This is a genomic window from Aliiglaciecola lipolytica E3 (assembly GCF_000314975.1).
GTDB lineage: Bacteria > Pseudomonadota > Gammaproteobacteria > Enterobacterales > Alteromonadaceae > Aliiglaciecola > Aliiglaciecola lipolytica.
The window spans coordinates 45,408-62,878 of sequence record NZ_BAEN01000004.1 but is presented as its reverse complement, the minus strand read 5'-3'; the positions used below and the strand labels follow the sequence as shown (position 1 = coordinate 62,878).

The 17,471-nt window shown below is 41.1% G+C and carries 14 protein-coding genes; 4 read left to right on the top strand and 10 right to left on the bottom strand.

Annotation, left to right across the window (positions count from 1 at the left end):
- Positions 1-62 precede the first annotated feature (62 nt).
- Complete coding sequence (locus GLIP_RS00595; RefSeq protein WP_008842594.1) at positions 63-776, top strand: PepSY domain-containing protein; 714 nt, start codon at positions 63-65, stop codon at positions 774-776.
- A gap of 51 nt (positions 777-827) precedes the next feature.
- On the opposite strand, the gene yjjX is transcribed toward GLIP_RS00595, so the two are convergent.
- From yjjX to GLIP_RS00565, 6 genes are all read right to left on the bottom strand, one after another.
- Complete coding sequence (gene yjjX, locus GLIP_RS00590; RefSeq protein ID WP_008842593.1) at positions 828-1,370, bottom strand: inosine/xanthosine triphosphatase; 543 nt, start codon at positions 1,368-1,370, stop codon at positions 828-830.
- A 23-nt stretch (positions 1,371-1,393) separates the two neighbouring features.
- Complete coding sequence (locus tag GLIP_RS00585) at positions 1,394-3,148, bottom strand: ABC transporter transmembrane domain-containing protein (RefSeq protein ID WP_008842592.1); 1,755 nt, start codon at positions 3,146-3,148, stop codon at positions 1,394-1,396.
- A 121-nt stretch (positions 3,149-3,269) separates the two neighbouring features.
- A complete protein-coding gene (locus GLIP_RS00580; protein WP_040521514.1) occupies positions 3,270-4,289 on the bottom strand; it encodes a hypothetical protein in 1,020 nt (339 codons plus the stop codon).
- Positions 4,290-4,361: 72 nt separating this feature from the next.
- Positions 4,362-5,165, bottom strand: a complete 804-nt coding sequence (locus tag GLIP_RS00575; protein ID WP_008842590.1) for a substrate-binding periplasmic protein — start codon at positions 5,163-5,165, stop codon at positions 4,362-4,364.
- 153 nt (positions 5,166-5,318) lie between these two features.
- Positions 5,319-6,917 (bottom strand): carboxylesterase/lipase family protein, encoded by a 1,599-nt coding sequence (locus GLIP_RS00570; protein ID WP_008842589.1) that lies wholly within the window; start codon positions 6,915-6,917, stop codon positions 5,319-5,321.
- Between the two features lie 163 nt (positions 6,918-7,080).
- Positions 7,081-8,256, bottom strand: coding sequence for a thiolase family protein (locus GLIP_RS00565; protein ID WP_008842588.1), 1,176 nt, complete (start codon positions 8,254-8,256; stop codon positions 7,081-7,083).
- 249 nt (positions 8,257-8,505) lie between these two features.
- Between GLIP_RS00565 and GLIP_RS00560 the strand changes: the two genes are divergently transcribed.
- The 3 genes from GLIP_RS00560 to GLIP_RS00550 all read left to right on the top strand — a co-directional run bounded on the left by GLIP_RS00560 (position 8,506) and on the right by GLIP_RS00550 (position 10,203).
- Complete coding sequence (locus GLIP_RS00560) at positions 8,506-9,180, top strand: nitroreductase family protein (protein WP_008842587.1); 675 nt, start codon at positions 8,506-8,508, stop codon at positions 9,178-9,180.
- Positions 9,181-9,213: 33 nt separating this feature from the next.
- Complete coding sequence (locus tag GLIP_RS00555) at positions 9,214-9,678, top strand: CreA family protein (RefSeq protein WP_008842586.1); 465 nt, start codon at positions 9,214-9,216, stop codon at positions 9,676-9,678.
- 135 nt (positions 9,679-9,813) lie between these two features.
- A complete protein-coding gene (locus GLIP_RS00550; protein WP_008842585.1) occupies positions 9,814-10,203 on the top strand; it encodes a hypothetical protein in 390 nt (129 codons plus the stop codon).
- Positions 10,204-10,218: 15 nt separating this feature from the next.
- Here the strand turns inward: GLIP_RS00550 and GLIP_RS00545 are convergent, their stop codons facing one another.
- From GLIP_RS00545 to GLIP_RS21230, 4 genes are all read right to left on the bottom strand, one after another.
- Positions 10,219-11,517, bottom strand: coding sequence for an alginate lyase family protein (locus GLIP_RS00545; protein ID WP_083880040.1), 1,299 nt, complete (start codon positions 11,515-11,517; stop codon positions 10,219-10,221).
- A gap of 43 nt (positions 11,518-11,560) precedes the next feature.
- Positions 11,561-12,361 (bottom strand): hypothetical protein, encoded by an 801-nt coding sequence (locus GLIP_RS00540; RefSeq protein WP_052154910.1) that lies wholly within the window; start codon positions 12,359-12,361, stop codon positions 11,561-11,563.
- A gap of 147 nt (positions 12,362-12,508) precedes the next feature.
- A complete protein-coding gene (locus tag GLIP_RS21835; RefSeq protein WP_008842582.1) occupies positions 12,509-14,830 on the bottom strand; it encodes a protein kinase domain-containing protein in 2,322 nt (773 codons plus the stop codon).
- 64 nt (positions 14,831-14,894) lie between these two features.
- Entirely contained in the window at positions 14,895-17,456 is a 2,562-nt protein-coding gene (locus GLIP_RS21230; RefSeq protein ID WP_008842581.1) for a serine/threonine-protein kinase, read from the bottom strand.
- Positions 17,457-17,471: the final 15 nt, after the last annotated feature.

The following is a 17,471-nucleotide window of genomic DNA, read 5'->3' as shown; positions in this document are numbered from 1 at the left end:
GATTGACACCCAACTCCATCCGTGAGTAAATCGGAATATATCTAGATGATTAACATAAGATTATGATTAAAAAGCTTTTTCGGGTCTCTCGGTTTATCCACAAATGGGCAGGGTTATTTCTTGCCTTACAAATTTTATTATGGATTTTAGGTGGCGTTGTGATGAGCGTTATCCCGTTAGATAAAGTACATGGCGATCATTTAGCGACAAAAGTTCTCACCTCAACACCGGACAACTCGCAACATTTATATTCTATAGATACACTTCGTTTGAACATCATCGCCCCCATTACCAACATTGCCTACACGCAAATTTTAGATGAACCCTATTATGCGTTTAAGACTGTTGAGGGAGATAAATTATTTCATGCTTTAACCGGCGACCCATTTGATACAATTACGTCAGTACAGGCAATCCAAATCGCCCAGCAGCATTATTTAGGCGACGGTGAAATAGCGTCACATTCGTTGTTGGATAAAGCCCCAAGGGAAGCATCACGAAATGTAGGCCCAATATGGCAAGTTCAATTTGACGATACTTGGAATACAACACTATATATTTCACCAAAAACTGGCACGTTAACCACAATTCGAAGCGATTTGTGGCGTATTTTCGACTTTTTTTGGATGTTACATATTATGGATTATGACGAGCGAGAAAACTTTAACAACCCGATACTGATTACGTTTTCTATTTCGGCACTGTTGTTTACTCTTACAGGAATCGTATTGTTGTTTAAAAGCTTTAAAATCTCAGGAAAAACAAAGCGCACATAATAATACTTGTAGCAGGGAATTTATTCCCTGAGAGTCTCCACCTACCATAATTTAAAAACGGTCAGCATGCAGAAAGGGCGCCATGGCTAAGGTCAATGCTTGAGTATAATTACCAGCTCGTGTTTCTAAGCCATTTGTCAAAAGACCAATAGCTCCCCCTTTTTGTTTAATGTTACTTGTTCCAAATAATTCATCCATCAGTGGACCTAGCTCTTTGCCTTTTTGCAACTGATCAAATACCGATTGCGGTATGGGTAAGTTTGCACTTCGCCCTACCTGTTTTTTGTCATTTGTTGCAACGACTACAAAGGCAAATGTACTTGGCCCATATTCAAAGTTGTCTACGCCACCTTCCATTGCCGCATAAAAATCTGCAGAGTAATGTGACTGACAATAGTGAACACGATTCATTGCTCCTTCACAGGTTTCTTTTTCAGTCATCGGCTGTTCGGCCACCAAAGACGGGGCATCTACCCCACGGCAGTTTATTTGATGATTGGGAAAAATACGTTCTAGTGTGTCGTTAAATGCCTTAATTTTGACTGGATTTTTCGAACCAACGATGGCCTCTATTATATTATTTTTATATTCCATACTAACTAAACCTGAGTCTTCAATTAATTAACTAACTGCAATTCAGCGAATTGACGATATACGCTATTACCTTGCATCAACTCTTGATGATTGCCTATCGCCACAATTTCACCTTTGTCCATAACCACGATTCTATCGGCATTCACCACCGTTGATAAACGGTGGGCAATGATCAATGTGGTCTTGCCTTCCATTAGTTTATCTAGCGCCTGTTTAACCAACTGCTCATTGGTAGCATCAAGTGCACTGGTGGCTTCATCTAATAGCAAAATCGGACGATCGGCGAGTATTGCTCTGGCAATGGCAATGCGTTGTTTTTGGCCACCGGATAATCTAACTCCCCGTTCGCCTAAATCGGTGAAGTAACCATCTGTGAGCTCGTCTATAAATTTATCTGCCCTTGCCGCTTTGGCTGCAGCTTTTACATCGTCAATGCTTGCATCGGGACGTCCGTAACGAATATTCTCTATTGCGTTACTAGCAAAAATTACTGACTCTTGTGGCACCAGAGCAAATTGTTTACGTAGCGCTGAGGGATCTAACTTTTGGGAATCAAGATCATCAATATAAATATTGCCCGATGTAATATCGTAGAAACGCAGCAGTAACTGAAATAAGGTAGATTTGCCCGCCCCACTTGGCCCCACTAACGCAATGCGCTCACCGGATTTGATCTCAAGATTGAGGTTTTTAATGACGGGATTCTGTGGTGCACTGGGGTACGTAAAATTCACGTTCTGAAGGGTTAGTGTACCGCGAAGCTTAGTTGGTAAAACAGCGGGACTCGAAGGAGGCTCAATTAATGGTTTAGTATTGAGTAACTCCAACAACCGCTCACTGGCGCCGGCTGCTTTTTGTATTTCACCAATGACTTCGCTGATAGTTGCTACACTGCCCCCCGCCATAACTGCATAAAACATAAATGCAGTCAGCTCACCTGCACTTATCCCCGAATTCAGCACCTCAGTCGCACCTAGCCAGGCTACAATTGTAATAGCACTTATGCTGATCCCCATCACCAACGATATCATTAGCGCGCGATACTTGATTCTATGACTAGCAGCTTGCATAACTGCTTCTATGCGCTGGGCAAATAAACTGCGATCAATGTCTTCGTGTGTATAAGCTTGTACGGTTTGAATTTCATGCAGGCTTTCATCTACATACGCGCCCATGTCAGCCACACGATCCTGACTATTTCGCGCATAAGTGCGCACTCTTGCACCTAAAAACTTAATGGGTAGCAATACCAATGGCACAGCGATTAAAACATATAAAGTCAGTAGCGGGCTGGTGATCAACATCAGCAACATGGAGCCGACAAAGGTTATTGATGCCCTAAGAGCCATCGACAACCCCATACCAACCACCGTCTGCAATACCGTGGTGTCGGCCGTAAATCGTGAAATCACTTCACCGGTACGAGTGGATTCGAAGAACCCGGGGGACAGTTTCAACAAATGAAAATAGACCTGTTTACGAATGTCTGAGCTAACTCGTTCGCCCAGCCAGATCATCAAATAAAAACGAACATAGGCTGCCAAACTGCCGACAAGAGCAATTCCCAGAACTGCAAATACCATTTGATTGAGTTTACCTGCATTGTTAGCCAAGAAACCCTCATCAACCACGACTTTAACGCCCTGACCAAGTAATAACCAAGATACCGCACCGACAATTAACGCTAAAATGGCGATGATGACTCTACGTCGGTAGGGTTTGAGCTGACCAAAAATCCAGCGTATTAGTTGGCGAGTTTCGACTTTATCAGTAGACATGCATTCTCAAATAATCTTAGTTTTAACTATCCTACTGAAACAAGCCCAGTTTGTATTTACAAATCCGAAGAAATAGCGCGAAACAAGAACATCTTTTTTCAGATGCACAATATTGTTTCGCTCAGTTCGTGCGAATATTATCCGATTGATTGATTTTTTTGACAAAACCTTCTGGATTTTCAACAACCAAATACACTTTTTCAAAGGCTTCATTAATCATGCCCATCATCGAAAAATAACCTACTCGTTGATTAAATGTCAGCTCGATATTGGCCTGTTTACCTCTTCCTAAAACCAATGACTCAGATAATTGATGTTTTGACCAATTACCTTGCTCTACGCCTTTTATCACATCAAGTGGAATAACCATTAAGGACAAAAAGGAATGATTGATAACTAGATGATGATTGAGAATATACGCAGAGAAGTAACGACTAATACGATAATTAGCGCAAATTGAGATAAGCGAATAACCGATTATAGAAGCTACAATTATTGCCACCAGTTCGCTGAAAGATGCGATCAAAAAGTAACTTATAGCCGTTAAAATTACCAGGCCAGTTAACAAGAGCAACAGATGCCAAAAATGACCTGACAGCAATTTTAATCGACCAATAGACGTTGCATGAGTCCTAGACAGAAACGGTAGCGCGTAATACCAGCTAGCGGGTTCATAAGATAAGGTGAGAGACATCTGTAGCTTTTTCTCATCGCCTTCATTCCCCATTTTATTCAGCATATGCACTCTAGGATCACCTTTGAGCTTACGAGCCTGCCATAAAGACTTAATAACATGAGTAAACAAAAAGAACTCAAGTGCGATTAACAAAACGATGATAGGAATGCGTAACCACATGACAAAATCAAAATACTCGGCGATTTGTGGTGCAAAACTAAATCGCGCCACTGCCGCACTTAAGGAAAAAATCAAAATCATTTTCCACGGCTTTTGATTTCCCGCTTTAATGATTAACAACCAATACAGTAAAGGTAATACAACAAAATAAATGACAGCAAAACTAGCACTTACCATCTTTTCAAATTGAGTATTTATCTGCTCAGGAAGAAAATAAAATCCAGCACTAAAACATATTACAGCAAGACTTAAGAAAATCAGTCTACATTTTAGGGGGCGTCGCACGCGGGAAAATCCTTTTTAGTTTATGATGCATGTGTTGAAATATTTCTGTTAAATATCTAAAAAACGAAACCTTTACTTTTCTGATTGCTCGAAAAATTGGGTAAATCGTTGATCAATTTTTTGTTTTTCGCCAGAAGCGATAATCGCATCTAGCGCCTGATTAAACCGCTCAATGTGTAACTGGGCGTCTATATTTTTGCGAGAGACGATATAATACAAAGGTATGTTGGCAATTGGAATTTCAAGTACATTGACTTTATCCATTGACGTAAAAAGCCTATTAACATTTTCACTTTTCATATAACCGTTAATAAATCCTAGGTCACTCCAGCCTTTTTCAACTTGTAAAACGCAACCTCCAGCATCGGCTGCAGTTTGAATTATTAGCTGATACTCTTTAATCACTGACTCAAGTTCAGAACTTAAGCTGTAACCGCGAGGTAGACATAAACGACCTTTAGTCAATTGTTCCATTGATGTTATATGTTTATGTTTTGCCGTATAAACTCTCACCGGAACCGAGTTAATAGGATTGGAATATAAAAACCTTTGCGCTCTCTCGTTGGTAAACACATATGGAAACGTTCCCTCGTAACGACCTTCATATGCCCATTTATAGCCTCTTTGCCATGGAAGAACGTCGATGTTTAACTCTTTTTCCATTTGCTGAAAAACAGCTTTCATGATTGCAACAGACCAACCATTATCAAGCGCTTTTGGATCTACAAAAGGATAATAATTATCACCCGTAGTCAATGCGACATAGTTTCGTAATGTTTCCGATTCTTGTTGCGCTGCAGCAATATTTGAAAAGAGTACGAAAAAGCAAATAATATATTTCAACACGCGAAATTTAGCCAAAATAGAAGTATCCATTTGTTTCCCTGACAATTGACTTTATTCAAAATTCAGCAATCCTTTAATCACTGTAATGGACAAGAGTATATTACATTTTCGATTTTAAGAAACGCTAAAATAACACGCTTGAATCGTACTTATCTGTTAGCTTAAGCCAATATACTTTATAAGCTACTGTATTGATTTCGTTTGAATTTTTCTGAGCACAGAATAGCGCTTAGTGAGCGTATCCATAGATTCGGCTTCGGGGCTCTGAGTAATTCTTAATAGTTGATTATTGCTAAATTCTGGCCAAACGGGAAGTTCCGGGGCATTCGGGTTGTGGGTTTTGATAAACTGCACAAAATAACTGTGTAACAGGTGTGAGACTTCATAATCTTCAGCCTGCCATAGATATAAAGGATTAGCGTCCAAATTCCCCAACGCGTATTCAATTTCGGCAGAGTGAACAGCACCACGATTATTGTGTTTTCCCGTGCCGCCCTCAGATACCTTTCTTGCCGGACGAATGTGGTCGTAAATGTAATAATAAACAGGTTGCTCATTAGCAGAATTCACTTTATCCGCCCAGTTCCAAGTACTAAAACTAATAAAACGATCACTTGAAAGATCTTGTGCAGTTTGCTTTAACTGCTCTTCTGTTTGTGCGGGATAAGCATGTAAAACGGCGTCAAAGTCGTGTGGATATAAATCTTTTAGGATAGCGTGATAATTTTCTACTGTTACAGGTTTGTCACCGAAGAACCAGGCGTAATTGCCTTCTTCAGAGTTTACCCCGGCTAATAAAGGCACTTTGGCAATATCGCCAGTGGCATAAAGGGATTCTGGCGATGTCGGGAAAAACAGTCCGTCAACTGCCACGCTAAATCGCTGAAATCCCATTTCAAATGCTGTATCAAATAAGGTTTGAGCTGAGATTGCGCGAAGCTGAGGAATTAATTTTTTATCTTTGTCTAAACCAAGTGTTTCGGCTAACTTCAAGCTAGCTAGTTGTCCTTCTTTTTCAGCTTCTTTCATCTCTATTGCATGAAAAGACGGTCCAATTATAGAACCACTTTGGCCAATCGCCGCCGCGATTAAGTCTTTAGACATTGGCGATGCCATTAGTGCACTGACAGAAATCGAACCTGCAGATTCACCACCAATAGTCACACGGCTAGGGTCGCCACCAAATTGCTGAATATTTTCAACTACCCAATTTAATGCTGCGTGCTGATCTAAGAATGTGTAATTTCCAGAGCCTTTATAGGTGGACTCCTGACTTAATTCTGGATGAGAAAACAATCCAAAAATGCCCATTCGATAATTGACAGTAACCACAACCATGCCCTGTTTTGCCATCGCCGCACCGTCATACCTTAATTCCGAACCGTCACCTGCAACAAAACCCCCACCATGAAAATAAACTAAAACAGGCAAAGCTGAAGACTTATCAATTGTAGGAGTCCAGATGTTTAGATACAAACAATCTTCACTTACCCCGCTAGCTCGAAATCTCATGTCATCAAAAAGATATTTTTGTAGACATTGATTTGGAAACTTTGTTGCTTGGTGCACGCCTTTCCATGGCCGAACAGGGTGTGGCGGTTTCCAACGTAAAGCACCAACAGGCGGAGCCGCATAAGGTATTCCTCTGAATACTGACAATTGTCCTATGCTGTCGCCAGAAATATCGCCACCATCAACACTCACTTGGATGTCACTTGCGTTGCATTTCAAAGTAATAATAGTCCCAAACAATAATCCCCAAATAGATGATGATAATTTCATATAACCTCACGTAATTGAAAATCATAGTCTGTGCAGTACATATCAGATTACTGATTGATGTTTCACTATTTAACTGAAAAATTCCGATCTACACTCATATTGTCATTTGGGCTTCAACCAAAGTGCAGATTAAATCTCAGAATAATGAACCAACCGCTATCTATTAACACATCTCTACAGCCAGCGCGGTGGCTTCCCCACCACCAATGCATAAAGACGCAACGCCTTTTTTCAAACCTTTTTGTTGTAGCGCATGTATTAAGGTTACGATCAATCTTGCACCTGATGCACCAATAGGGTGGCCCAACGCACACGCGCCACCATTAATATTGACTTTATTCCCATCAAGGCCAAGTTTGCTGATTGCCAGCATGGTTACCATTGCAAATGCTTCGTTAATTTCGAATAAATCCACATCGTCTTTGTGCCATCCTATTTTAGCAAACAGTTTTTCCATCGCGCCCACAGGCGCGACGGTGAAATCTTCAGGCTTAATTGAGTTCGTGGCGTGCCCAACGATCTTTGCCAATGGTGTTAAACCAAGCTCTTTAGCTTTTGATTCAGTCATAACCATCAACGCAGCAGCACCGTCTGAAATTGAACTTGAATTAGCGGCAGTGACTGTTCCATCTTTTTTAAATGCCGGACGCAAATTAGGAATTTTTTCAGGCATCGCATTTCCTGGACCTTCGTCGGTATCGACCAAGACATCGCCCTTGCGCGTTTTAACCGTAACAGCAGCAATTTCATTCTTGAATACGCCGCTATCAATCGCGTTTTTGGCTTTGGTTAAAGAAGACAAAGCAAATTCATCCATTTGCTCACGAGTGATCGACTCGGCATCCGCGGTATCTTGTGCAAAACAGCCCATTGCTTTGCCATCATAGGCGTTTTCCAGACCGTCGAGCATCATATGATCAAGTACTTGTCCGTGCCCCATGCGATATCCGGCGCGAGCTTTCGGTAAAATATACGGAGCATTGCTCATGCTTTCCATACCACCAGCAATGACGACTTGTGCCGAACCTGCTGCCACCAAGTCATTAGCTAACATCACAGCTTTCATACCTGAGCCACACACTTTATTGATGGTCATTGCTGCCGCACTTAGCGGTAAACCTGCTTTGAGCATCGCTTGTCTAGCAGGAGCTTGACCTAAACCAGCTGGTAGTACGCATCCCATAATAACGTCGTCTACAGTATTGGCATCCACATTACCTAACGCTGCTTTGATTGCTGTGGCTCCTAGTTCTGTCGCATCAACCGATGACAAACCGCCCATAAAACCACCCATAGCGGTACGTTTAGCAGATACAATTACAATAGATTCATTATGCATTTTGATAACCTCTTTTTCTGAAACAGCAGACATTAAATGATACTAAATATCGATGATAATGATCTGCTAATCGAAGACCTTTAAAAATTGTAGAAGCAAACTAGAGGAATATGAAACAGAGATCAATAAAACAGGTGATATTAAGATGTATAACTTTGGTACTATTTCATTTACTGAAACAACGAACTGATTTGCCGATTGAATGCATTGCCAGATATACTGAGGATATAACGACAATATTGGATCACTATGAAACACCATGATGCCTCACCGTTAACTGATTACGTTGAATACCCTCTTGATGAAATGCAAAAACGCTCTGAAGACTTTTATCAAAACATAAAACGTCGCCACAGCATTCGTCAATTTAGTGACCGCGCAGTTCCAAAAATCATTATCGAAAACTGTATAAAAGCAGCAGGCACAGCGCCAAGCGGAGCCAATCACCAACCATGGCATTTTGTTGCTATCCACTCTGCAGACGTTAAAAAACAAGTACGCGAGCAAGCAGAACAACATGAACAAGGTTTTTATGCAGGTCGCGCAGGGGAAGAATGGCTGGACGCGCTCAAACCATTAGGTACTGATGCTGAGAAACCCTATTTACAACACGCTCCCTGGCTAATCGCTATTTTCAGCCAGAAAAAAGGCGGGGTCACTCCCGGTGATAAACACACAAATTATTACGTTCACGAATCCGTAGGCATTGCTACGGGGATGTTGATTACAGCATTACATAATGCAGGGTTAGTAACCTTAACTCATACTCCAAAACCTATGTCTTTTTTATCCAAAATCTGCAACCGGCCTGATGATGAACGACCTTATATGCTGGTTATTGCTGGTTATCCAGATAAAGAAGCAAGTGTACCTAAACATGCAATGAACAAAAAATCGTTGAGCGAGATTAGTACCTTTTTATAATCTTGCTAGGATTCGAAATACAAGGACAATTAAATGAAAAAGCTAATTACACTAATCGGTCTTGCGTTAAGTATGAGCGCCTGTAGCGACAATGAAGTCGGCGATGTCTCTTTAGGTGTGTTTACCACAAAAGATATCAAACTAGATGCTTTGACGGATCCGATTGTGACCGGAGTGACCTGTCATATTTCTAGCATAGAAGCCAACTTAGATTTATCAGATCCATCAGACAGCTCAATTTCTTGTCGTCAAACCGGTGAAATAACCGCTGAAATGATTGCTCAAATTGATAAATCAGATTCTGGCGAAGTCGTATTCAAAAAATCCAAAAGTATCTTTTTCAAAAATATGAAAGTTAGACGGATTTTTGATGCTGAGTCGCAAACCCTGATGTACCTTTCCTATTCAACTAAAGAAACTTCTGGCAGCTACAAACATAGTTTATCTACTGTTCCACTTTGGGGAACTGCTGCTTATCCTAAAAGAGTTATCGATTAAGGGCCAAGGAGATATTCAATTCAGTTCTATAAAGCGAGTGGTTAGGTTTTCTTCTTATTGATTAATATTTAACACGGAGCATACTTAAATAGTGAGTCGAGGGTTATTTCCATAGTTTTTATAAGTGGGGTTATTTTGCCTAAGTCTATTCCAACAGAGTTTTTCGATATGCTTCCCTTACCTGTTGTCATCATCGAAAATGATGAACATTCACTCAATCACTCGTTAGTTTATTTAAATCGTCGTTTTACTGATGTTATTGGTTGGAGCTTAAAAGACATTCCAGATAAAGAGCATTGGTGGAAAACTGTTTATCCAGAACCTGATTATCAAAAAGTTGTTGAAAGTCAATGGGAATTGGGTATGGAGTCGCTACTCGAGAACAAAGATAGCTTTGTTTTAATGACGGTGAATATCATGACGAAATACAACGGCACGTTACGATTTAATGTTTACACTGAATTTAAGAGCTTTTTAGTAGATGGATATTATGCAGTGGTATTTGAAACTGTAAAAAGGTTTTAGCATCTCATAAGTGGGTTAATAACTTATGTATTCAGGCTCAAATAGAGCCAATAGCAATTCAGTTTTATTAGCAAATTTAAATGTCGTGTGGTTATCTTTCTTCGTGGACGATTTTTGGGGTCGCTTTGCTTGTGAAATAATGCGGTGCAGCTCTGCTGCGGATATTTTGTGCTTCGCATTTTGATCAAATTTAATTAATACGGGAACTAAAAACATCGGCTCAATACCTTTAGTTTTATATTTCCATTCTTCGCCTAATGCAGCAGGCATTAAAAACTCAATCGCTAGTTTCAGACTCGCTCCACTTTTAGATCGATAATCCCAAAATGACTGATTGACCTTATCAGCCAGCAATGCAATGTCGGTTATGGCTTCTAAATTAAAAGTGCTATAGAAAAATGATCGTGTACGTGCCAACTCATGAGGTTGACTACCATTAGCATCAAATTGATATTCGTAGCTAGCTTTGACGCGCTCAAATGTGTCAGTCAGCACTTCTTGTTCGTCTAAGTAATAGGCCAAAGAGGCGACCTGAAAATAATACCAAGAGCCATGATTATTGGTTTGTTTTGCCCCCTGTTTGCCTAATTGGCTTTGGGTTAACCATTTAAAATATGCATCAAACCAAGCGTTCATATTTTGGGTGTCGGAGTTTTTCCAATGGTTTGATTTGCTTAATATGTGGATCGCATCTAATACATATTTTGGGATCAATCGTCCGTCTAGAATGCCAGATCTACGTTCTGCTGAATTGCCCGGAACACTTTGTGCAAACCTTAAGTGCGGGTTCATTTTTGTTTCAGGTGAAATAAACCATGTTCTGAGCAAAGTAGCGGTTTTTTCTGCATAAGGTTCATGCCCAGATAAATAGTAAGCCAAACTTAGCACCTGGACCATATTGCCCATAATTCCCAGCTTATTGCGATCCACGTCATTAGTTTGGGTCGCAGGGTTTGTGATGCCATCTTTTCGTATCCAAGGTAAACCATCTTTTTTGGCAGGATCAGGCCACCAATAACGACTAATACTTAAATAGTCATGTTTGTCACCTGATGGTGGGATGAAGGTTTTTTCCATCACACTGGGCACAGGTTGATCTAACATTTTATCCGCCGCTGTTAACAGCTGCTGATAGGCCAAAAATCTGATTTTCGGGGGTTCTTTTGATTGAAGACTTTGCTTAAGTTGATGCATAGCAAAGCCGTCATATTGAATAAATTTGGTTTCTGTCGCAGCCGCTAAAGAATGACTTAGGATTAGAATCAAAGTTAAGCATAGGGATTGGCTAAACTTAGGCACTTTTTGCACGCTCATTCTCCACTCGTAGACACGGGTTCAGATCTAATGAAATCAACCATTAAAAAGGGGTGTGTAAATTACGGCCCTCAATCATATATAAATCATCGTATTTTAAGCCCCCGTTACCATAAGGTTTATCTACTGGGCCAGTATTGCAATTCATTAAGAAATGCGTCAAAGGTAATTCCCGCGCCATGCGGAACGTGGCAGCACTGTACACCTTTTGTTGTTGAATAAACTCGTTACCGCCTTTGATATATACATCATAGGTTTGCCCACCGTCGCGTTGCGGTGCGTTATTAACCACATACCAGACTTCATACCAAGATCCTGGCTCTAAAGGTTTAGCATCTTGTCCGGTTACTTCATTGTGAATATTAGCGTATCCATTTTGGGTTTTTACCATTAATGCGCCAGTATTTTTATCACCGTTAGATTCGGTTTTATCCGTTACTCTTAAGGTCGGTTCAAACGCATTATAGTCGTTTTGTTCTATGCCTTTAGGTCCCAAATTACTCACACCAAAAGCATGATTATTGGGGAAGTACTCGACATTTATACGTGTGTAAAAAGTATAAATGTCGCCCACCTCAACTATCTTCGGCAATGCCTTATAAGTTAACGCTTTGCGGTTGCCTACGATGCCATCGGCTGCTGGTTTTTTAATGAAGTAGAAATTGCTCGAACCTGCTACTTGTTCGCTGCGTCGTTCACTAATTTGTGGATTTTGGATTAGCGGAGACGTTTCATTTTTAGTATCTGCTTTAACCCAATTATTCGCACTACTTGGAGTTTCAAAATTATCGATAAGTATCCACTGCGAGGCATGAGAAGAAGTCGTTGATAATAGAAAAAACATGCCTAAAAGACATGCTTTAGTTCTAATTGAATAAATACGTATCGCCATTGTTGATGTCACAAAACTACCTTTCAATAACCTTACTTTTAATAAAATCAGTGTAGCTTATAGAGATCGAACAACGCAATCTTAGCTTTTTAACGTTCGTCAATTAAATATTGCTAGCAACAACATTTTCATGCCCAAAACAAATACCACCCAAGCTAAAATTTTAAAAAATATTCCGACTGCACCATTGCCCTTTTTGGGCTTCGCTTCACCAGCAGTTTGATTCATTTCTTTATGTGTAGGACTAGACTGCGCAGGTTGAGAAGGTCGCGAGTTAGCCCGCTGCAAATTAGCATGGTTTTCACTAGAAAGGCGCAGCGGTGATCCGTCAGAATCTTTAACTCTTAATAAAATATCTTCGTCTTGGACGCATAGAGAAAGTTCAATCTTGGGCTTCCCTTTTAACCCAGCCGGAATATTAACTATATCAAATGTACCTAAAAACACAGCTTGGTTTAGGGAGTTACTATTTCCTCTATACATATTCAATGAAACAACAGATTGGTTATCTTCTGAAGTCGAAAATACTTGGGTTACAGGCCTGACTAGGTTAGTTCCTTTATTAGCGATAGGCGACAGGACATTGCCAACTGTTTCGATACCAATATTTTCCTGCGCGACACCATTTTTAATGGCAGAACTATTTTCTTCTATAACAATGACAATCGTGCCATCGGTAGCCACCGAACTAGCAGGTGATTTCGTTTCAGCTGCCAGTAAACTCAAAAATAAATCGCCACGCTTCGCGGATTCTTTACCAAAAGGCAATCCTTTACCGGCTAATCGAATTGCTTGCCCGGTTTTATAACCCTGAGGTACCTTTAATCTCAATTGCCCTTCGATAGCAGAAACAGTGATTTGTCCCCCTTCGGTTAGTTCGTTTTCAGATACCTTAATTGTGGCATGTAAGTCTTGTCCGTTTACACTAAATACAGGATGTGGAGAAACTGCGATTTGCACGTACAAGTTTCCGGGTTTTCCACCCAATTCAGCCACACTGCCCTCTCCGCGCAAGCGGATTCGGTCACCGGTAATGACGCCTTGCGGAATATTCACTCGCAACGTTTGAGGCTTTACCACGACACCTTTGCCACTGCATTCGGTACAATTAGTATTAACATTGCCTTTAGCAAAGCAACTGCCACAGGATTCCATTTTATTAATATTAATATCAACCACGTTTTGTCGTGCAGTCTCTTCCAGCGAACAAGTTAATTGATATTGAACATCTTGCCCTTGAGCTAACGCATCTTGATTCTTTTCATCATCCTTATTTCCAACCGCATCCCGAGAAGTGTCAGTACTGCCACTAAATTTGGTTTCAAGTCGCCAGCCTTGCTTTGTGGCTTCTTGCACAACGTATTGCTGTACCGCAGTAGCTTCAATACCTAGCGTTACGCCTTTGCTTATCAGCATCGACATTTCTGTTTCATTTATGACGCCATCAGAGCCTGCCAATTCGAGCATATCATCAAGACGAGACATAGGGTTTTCAGAAGCTTCAACATGACTGTCGTCTATTTCTAAACTATTGAGTAAACGTGTTTTGACTTCGAGCATTGATTGCGGGCGTTCATCCGGTTTAAATTTCAAGCAATCGTCTATCAAGGCTAAAAACTTAGTGCTGTAACCTAACTCAGCGTATTCTGCGGCAGACTTTAACGGATCTTGACGACCACTAACAATTGCTAAAATTCGACTTTCCGCCTTAACACCTCCTGTACCCGAAACAATGCGATAGATCAAAGCGCCAAATGCGTGGATATCCACAGTGGGCTTAGCCTCACCTGTACCTTCAATCTGTTCCATTGGGGCATAAAAATCAGAATAAGGAGCTTGAGATTGAGACGCCAATGCAAAATTTTGTTTGGCCGCACCAAAATCAATTAATACTGGAGAGCCGTCAGAACGACGAATAAACACATTGGCGGGTTTAATATCCCGGTGTAAAACACCTTGTTGATGCACATATGCCAAACCATCTGCCATAGGCAACAAAAAATGCAGCAATTGTTCTTGGGTATAACGCTGTCCTTGCGCTTCTAAACTTTTAATCAATTCATCTAGAGGCAAGCCATCTTCGAAGTCCATCACCAAATAAGCGGTGCCATTACTGGTAAATAAATCACGGCAACGCACTACATTTTGATGGCGCAACTTCACCAACGTGCGGCCTTCTTCCATAAAACGGCGTAAACAGTCACTGTATACATCTTGTTTAGAGGTACCGTGCGGAACGACGGTGGTACCTTGACGACTAGCAAGTTCAACTGGCAAAAACTCTTTAATCACAACCTGTTCATTGAGGTGTGCATGATGAGCTTTGTAGACAACACCGAATCCACCTTGCCCCAGCACCGACTCGATGATGTAGTGATTAATTTGCGTGCCATGTGGCAATGCTAAAATATTTTCTGACATTCTATTTTTTCTTATAATTACTTAGCTAAACGCAACGTAAATAAAATCAAAGCTATTACTTCGATCACCAAGTATAGCCTTTTTCTGTTAGCCTTTCTTGAGAACTCTTATGACCACCCCTTGCGGCTTTTTTATACCACTCAATTGCGGTTGATAACGATTTATTCACCCCTCGGCCATACTCATAACAGAGTCCTAAATCGTATTGCCCCCAAACATTTCCTTGTTCAGCGGCCTTTCTATACCATTTAACCGCTTCGGTGTTAGACTGGGTTACGCCATGACCTCTTTCGTATTGCAAACCTAAATTGACCTGTGCACTAGCGTGCCCTTGATCAGCCGATTTACGAAACCATTTAATTGCTTCGGTATGAGATTGTTGAACGCCTTCTCCATTTCGATACAAAGCACCTAGGTTATTTTGTCCCCATTCATCGCCTTTTTCTGCGGCTGCTAAATAGAGCCTAGCTGCCTCTGCTTTGTTCTGGGGAACCCCATCTCCACGACTATATTGCAATCCCAAGTTTACCAGAGCATCTGCGTTATCTTGTTCTACAGATTTACGGAACCATTTAACCGCTTCACTGTGAGACTGAGTTACGCCATCTCCATCTCGATATAAAATACCAATATTGTTTTGGGCATAGTCGTCTCCCTGTTCAGCACCTTTCATATACCACTTGGCGGCTTCCTTGCTTGATTTCTTTAAGCCGTAACCATATTCATGCATAAAGCCTAAATTGTTACTTGAACCGCCATGACCTTGAGCAGAAGAACGTGTATACCAATAAATAGCCTGGGGATAAGATTTCTCAACATCTTTGCCGTTTCGGTAATCATTTCCTAATCTAAATTGTTCTACTGCATCAGACGGATTCAGCCCCTCTTTGCTTAGTTGTCGCAGTGCTGCTTCCGCATTGGCTCGATAATCGCCGGCTGGATAGGCATCCAAATAGCCATCGTAGTCCATTGCAGTATTAGCCGATTTCGCTTTTTCCCACGCCTTTTTATCGCGATCATCAAACTTACGTTGTTGTGCAATTCTGTCAAACTCATCAATTCGATTTTGCGCAGATGTGCGGTAACGGCCTTCAGGTTGTAAATCCAGGTAATTCTGATAAGAAGAACGAGAGTTAATTTTAGCAGCGGCATTCCATGCTTGATCATCAGCATTTCGTTTGTCTCTTTCGGCTTGTTCTCTTGCTAATTGCTCCGCTTGTTCTCTTTTTTGCTTATCTAGTTCACGTTGTTTTTGCGCTAAGTAGCGCTTGTGTTTAGCTAGTTCTAATTGTTTTTCTTCGTAAGCCGTATAGCCATAAAAACCACCAACAGCGATTGCGATAAAAACGAAAGAAAGTAAAACCCATTTCATGCCACCGGAAGATCCAGTTTTTTCTTCTGTTGGCCAAACTGGTTGACCTGCAGGTTTCGGCTTTTCCGCACTGTCTTTGTCGTCTTTGGGGAACGGCGGAGGCGGCGGAGATGGAGGAGGTGGTGGTGGCACAGGTGGAGGTTGAGTTGATTTACTCTCGATTTTCCAACCATTTTTAGTCGCTTTAGCAACAACATATTGTTGAGCAGACGCAGGATCTATGGTTAGCATCACTGCTTTGTCTAATATCAATTTCATTTCAGCTTCGCTGATTTCACCATCGCTACCTGCTAGGGAAATCAAATCATCTAATTTTGCCAGTAAAGTAGAAGCGTCGGGACCATCAATTTGATCTTTCGACTCAATCGACAATAATCGTTCTTTTACTTTTTCCATGGTTTGCGGACGATCTGACGCTTTAAACTGTAAGCAGTCATCTACCAAGCTCATTAGTGACATGGAATAGTCACCTTTTTTGAGTTCAGAAGCTGAGGTAAGTGGATCGGGTTTACCCATCGCAAATGCTAAGGTGCGGCTCTCGGCTTTTGTTCCTTTGGTGCCCGTAACAATACGATAAATTAATGCGCCAAATGCATGAATATCAATGGTTGGTTTAGCTTCCCCGCCGCCTTCAATTTGCTCCATGGGAGCATAAAATTCTGTGTACGGTGCTTGTGACTGTGACGCCAACGCAAAATTTTGTTTGGCCGCCCCAAAATCGATTAAAACTGGGGAGCCATCACTGCGTCGAATAAAGATATTGGCTGGCTTAATATCGCGGTGCAATACGCCTTGACTGTGGATATAAGACAAACCATCAGCCAAAGGTAGTAAAAAGTGCATCAATTGTTCTTGAGAATAGTGCTGCCCTTGTGATTCTAAGCTGGTAATCAATTCATCCAGTGCTAGACCATCTTCAAAGTCCATTACCAAATAGGCCGTCCCATTGGTGGTAAATAAGTCTCGACAGCGCACGACATTAGGATGACGTAATTTCACCAGTGTGCGTCCTTCTTCCATAAAACGACGCAAACAATCACCATACACATCCTGCTTAGATGTGCCATGCGGTGTCACTGTTTCCCCTTGACGACTGGCTAGTTCTACTGGCAGAAATTCCTTAATAACGACTTCTTCATCAAGGTGTGCATGGTGAGCTTTATACACTACACCAAATCCGCCTTGTCCCAGTACAGATTCAATTACGTAGTGATTAATTTCCGTTCCAATGGGTAACGCCAGTATGTTTTCCATGTTACAACTCTTATT

Excerpts from the sequence above, each read along its gene's own strand:
- GLIP_RS00565 (WP_008842588.1), bottom strand. The coding sequence starts at position 8,256 with ATGCATAATGAATCTATTGTAATTGTATCTGCTAAACGTACCGCTATG.
- GLIP_RS00555 (WP_008842586.1), top strand. The coding sequence starts at position 9,214 with ATGAAAAAGCTAATTACACTAATCGGTCTTGCGTTAAGTATGAGCGCC.
- GLIP_RS00545 (WP_083880040.1), bottom strand. The coding sequence starts at position 11,517 with ATGAGCGTGCAAAAAGTGCCTAAGTTTAGCCAATCCCTATGCTTAACT.
- GLIP_RS21230 (WP_008842581.1), bottom strand. The coding sequence starts at position 17,456 with ATGGAAAACATACTGGCGTTACCCATTGGAACGGAAATTAATCACTAC.
- GLIP_RS00575 (WP_008842590.1), bottom strand. The coding sequence starts at position 5,165 with ATGGATACTTCTATTTTGGCTAAATTTCGCGTGTTGAAATATATTATT.
- yjjX (WP_008842593.1), bottom strand. The coding sequence starts at position 1,370 with ATGGAATATAAAAATAATATAATAGAGGCCATCGTTGGTTCGAAAAAT.
- GLIP_RS21835 (WP_008842582.1), bottom strand. The coding sequence starts at position 14,830 with ATGTCAGAAAATATTTTAGCATTGCCACATGGCACGCAAATTAATCAC.
- GLIP_RS00560 (WP_008842587.1), top strand. The coding sequence starts at position 8,506 with ATGAAACACCATGATGCCTCACCGTTAACTGATTACGTTGAATACCCT.
- GLIP_RS00585 (WP_008842592.1), bottom strand. The coding sequence starts at position 3,148 with ATGTCTACTGATAAAGTCGAAACTCGCCAACTAATACGCTGGATTTTT.
- GLIP_RS00570 (WP_008842589.1), bottom strand. The coding sequence starts at position 6,917 with ATGAAATTATCATCATCTATTTGGGGATTATTGTTTGGGACTATTATT.
- GLIP_RS00540 (WP_052154910.1), bottom strand. The coding sequence starts at position 12,361 with ATGTTTTTTCTATTATCAACGACTTCTTCTCATGCCTCGCAGTGGATA.
- GLIP_RS00595 (WP_008842594.1), top strand. The coding sequence starts at position 63 with ATGATTAAAAAGCTTTTTCGGGTCTCTCGGTTTATCCACAAATGGGCA.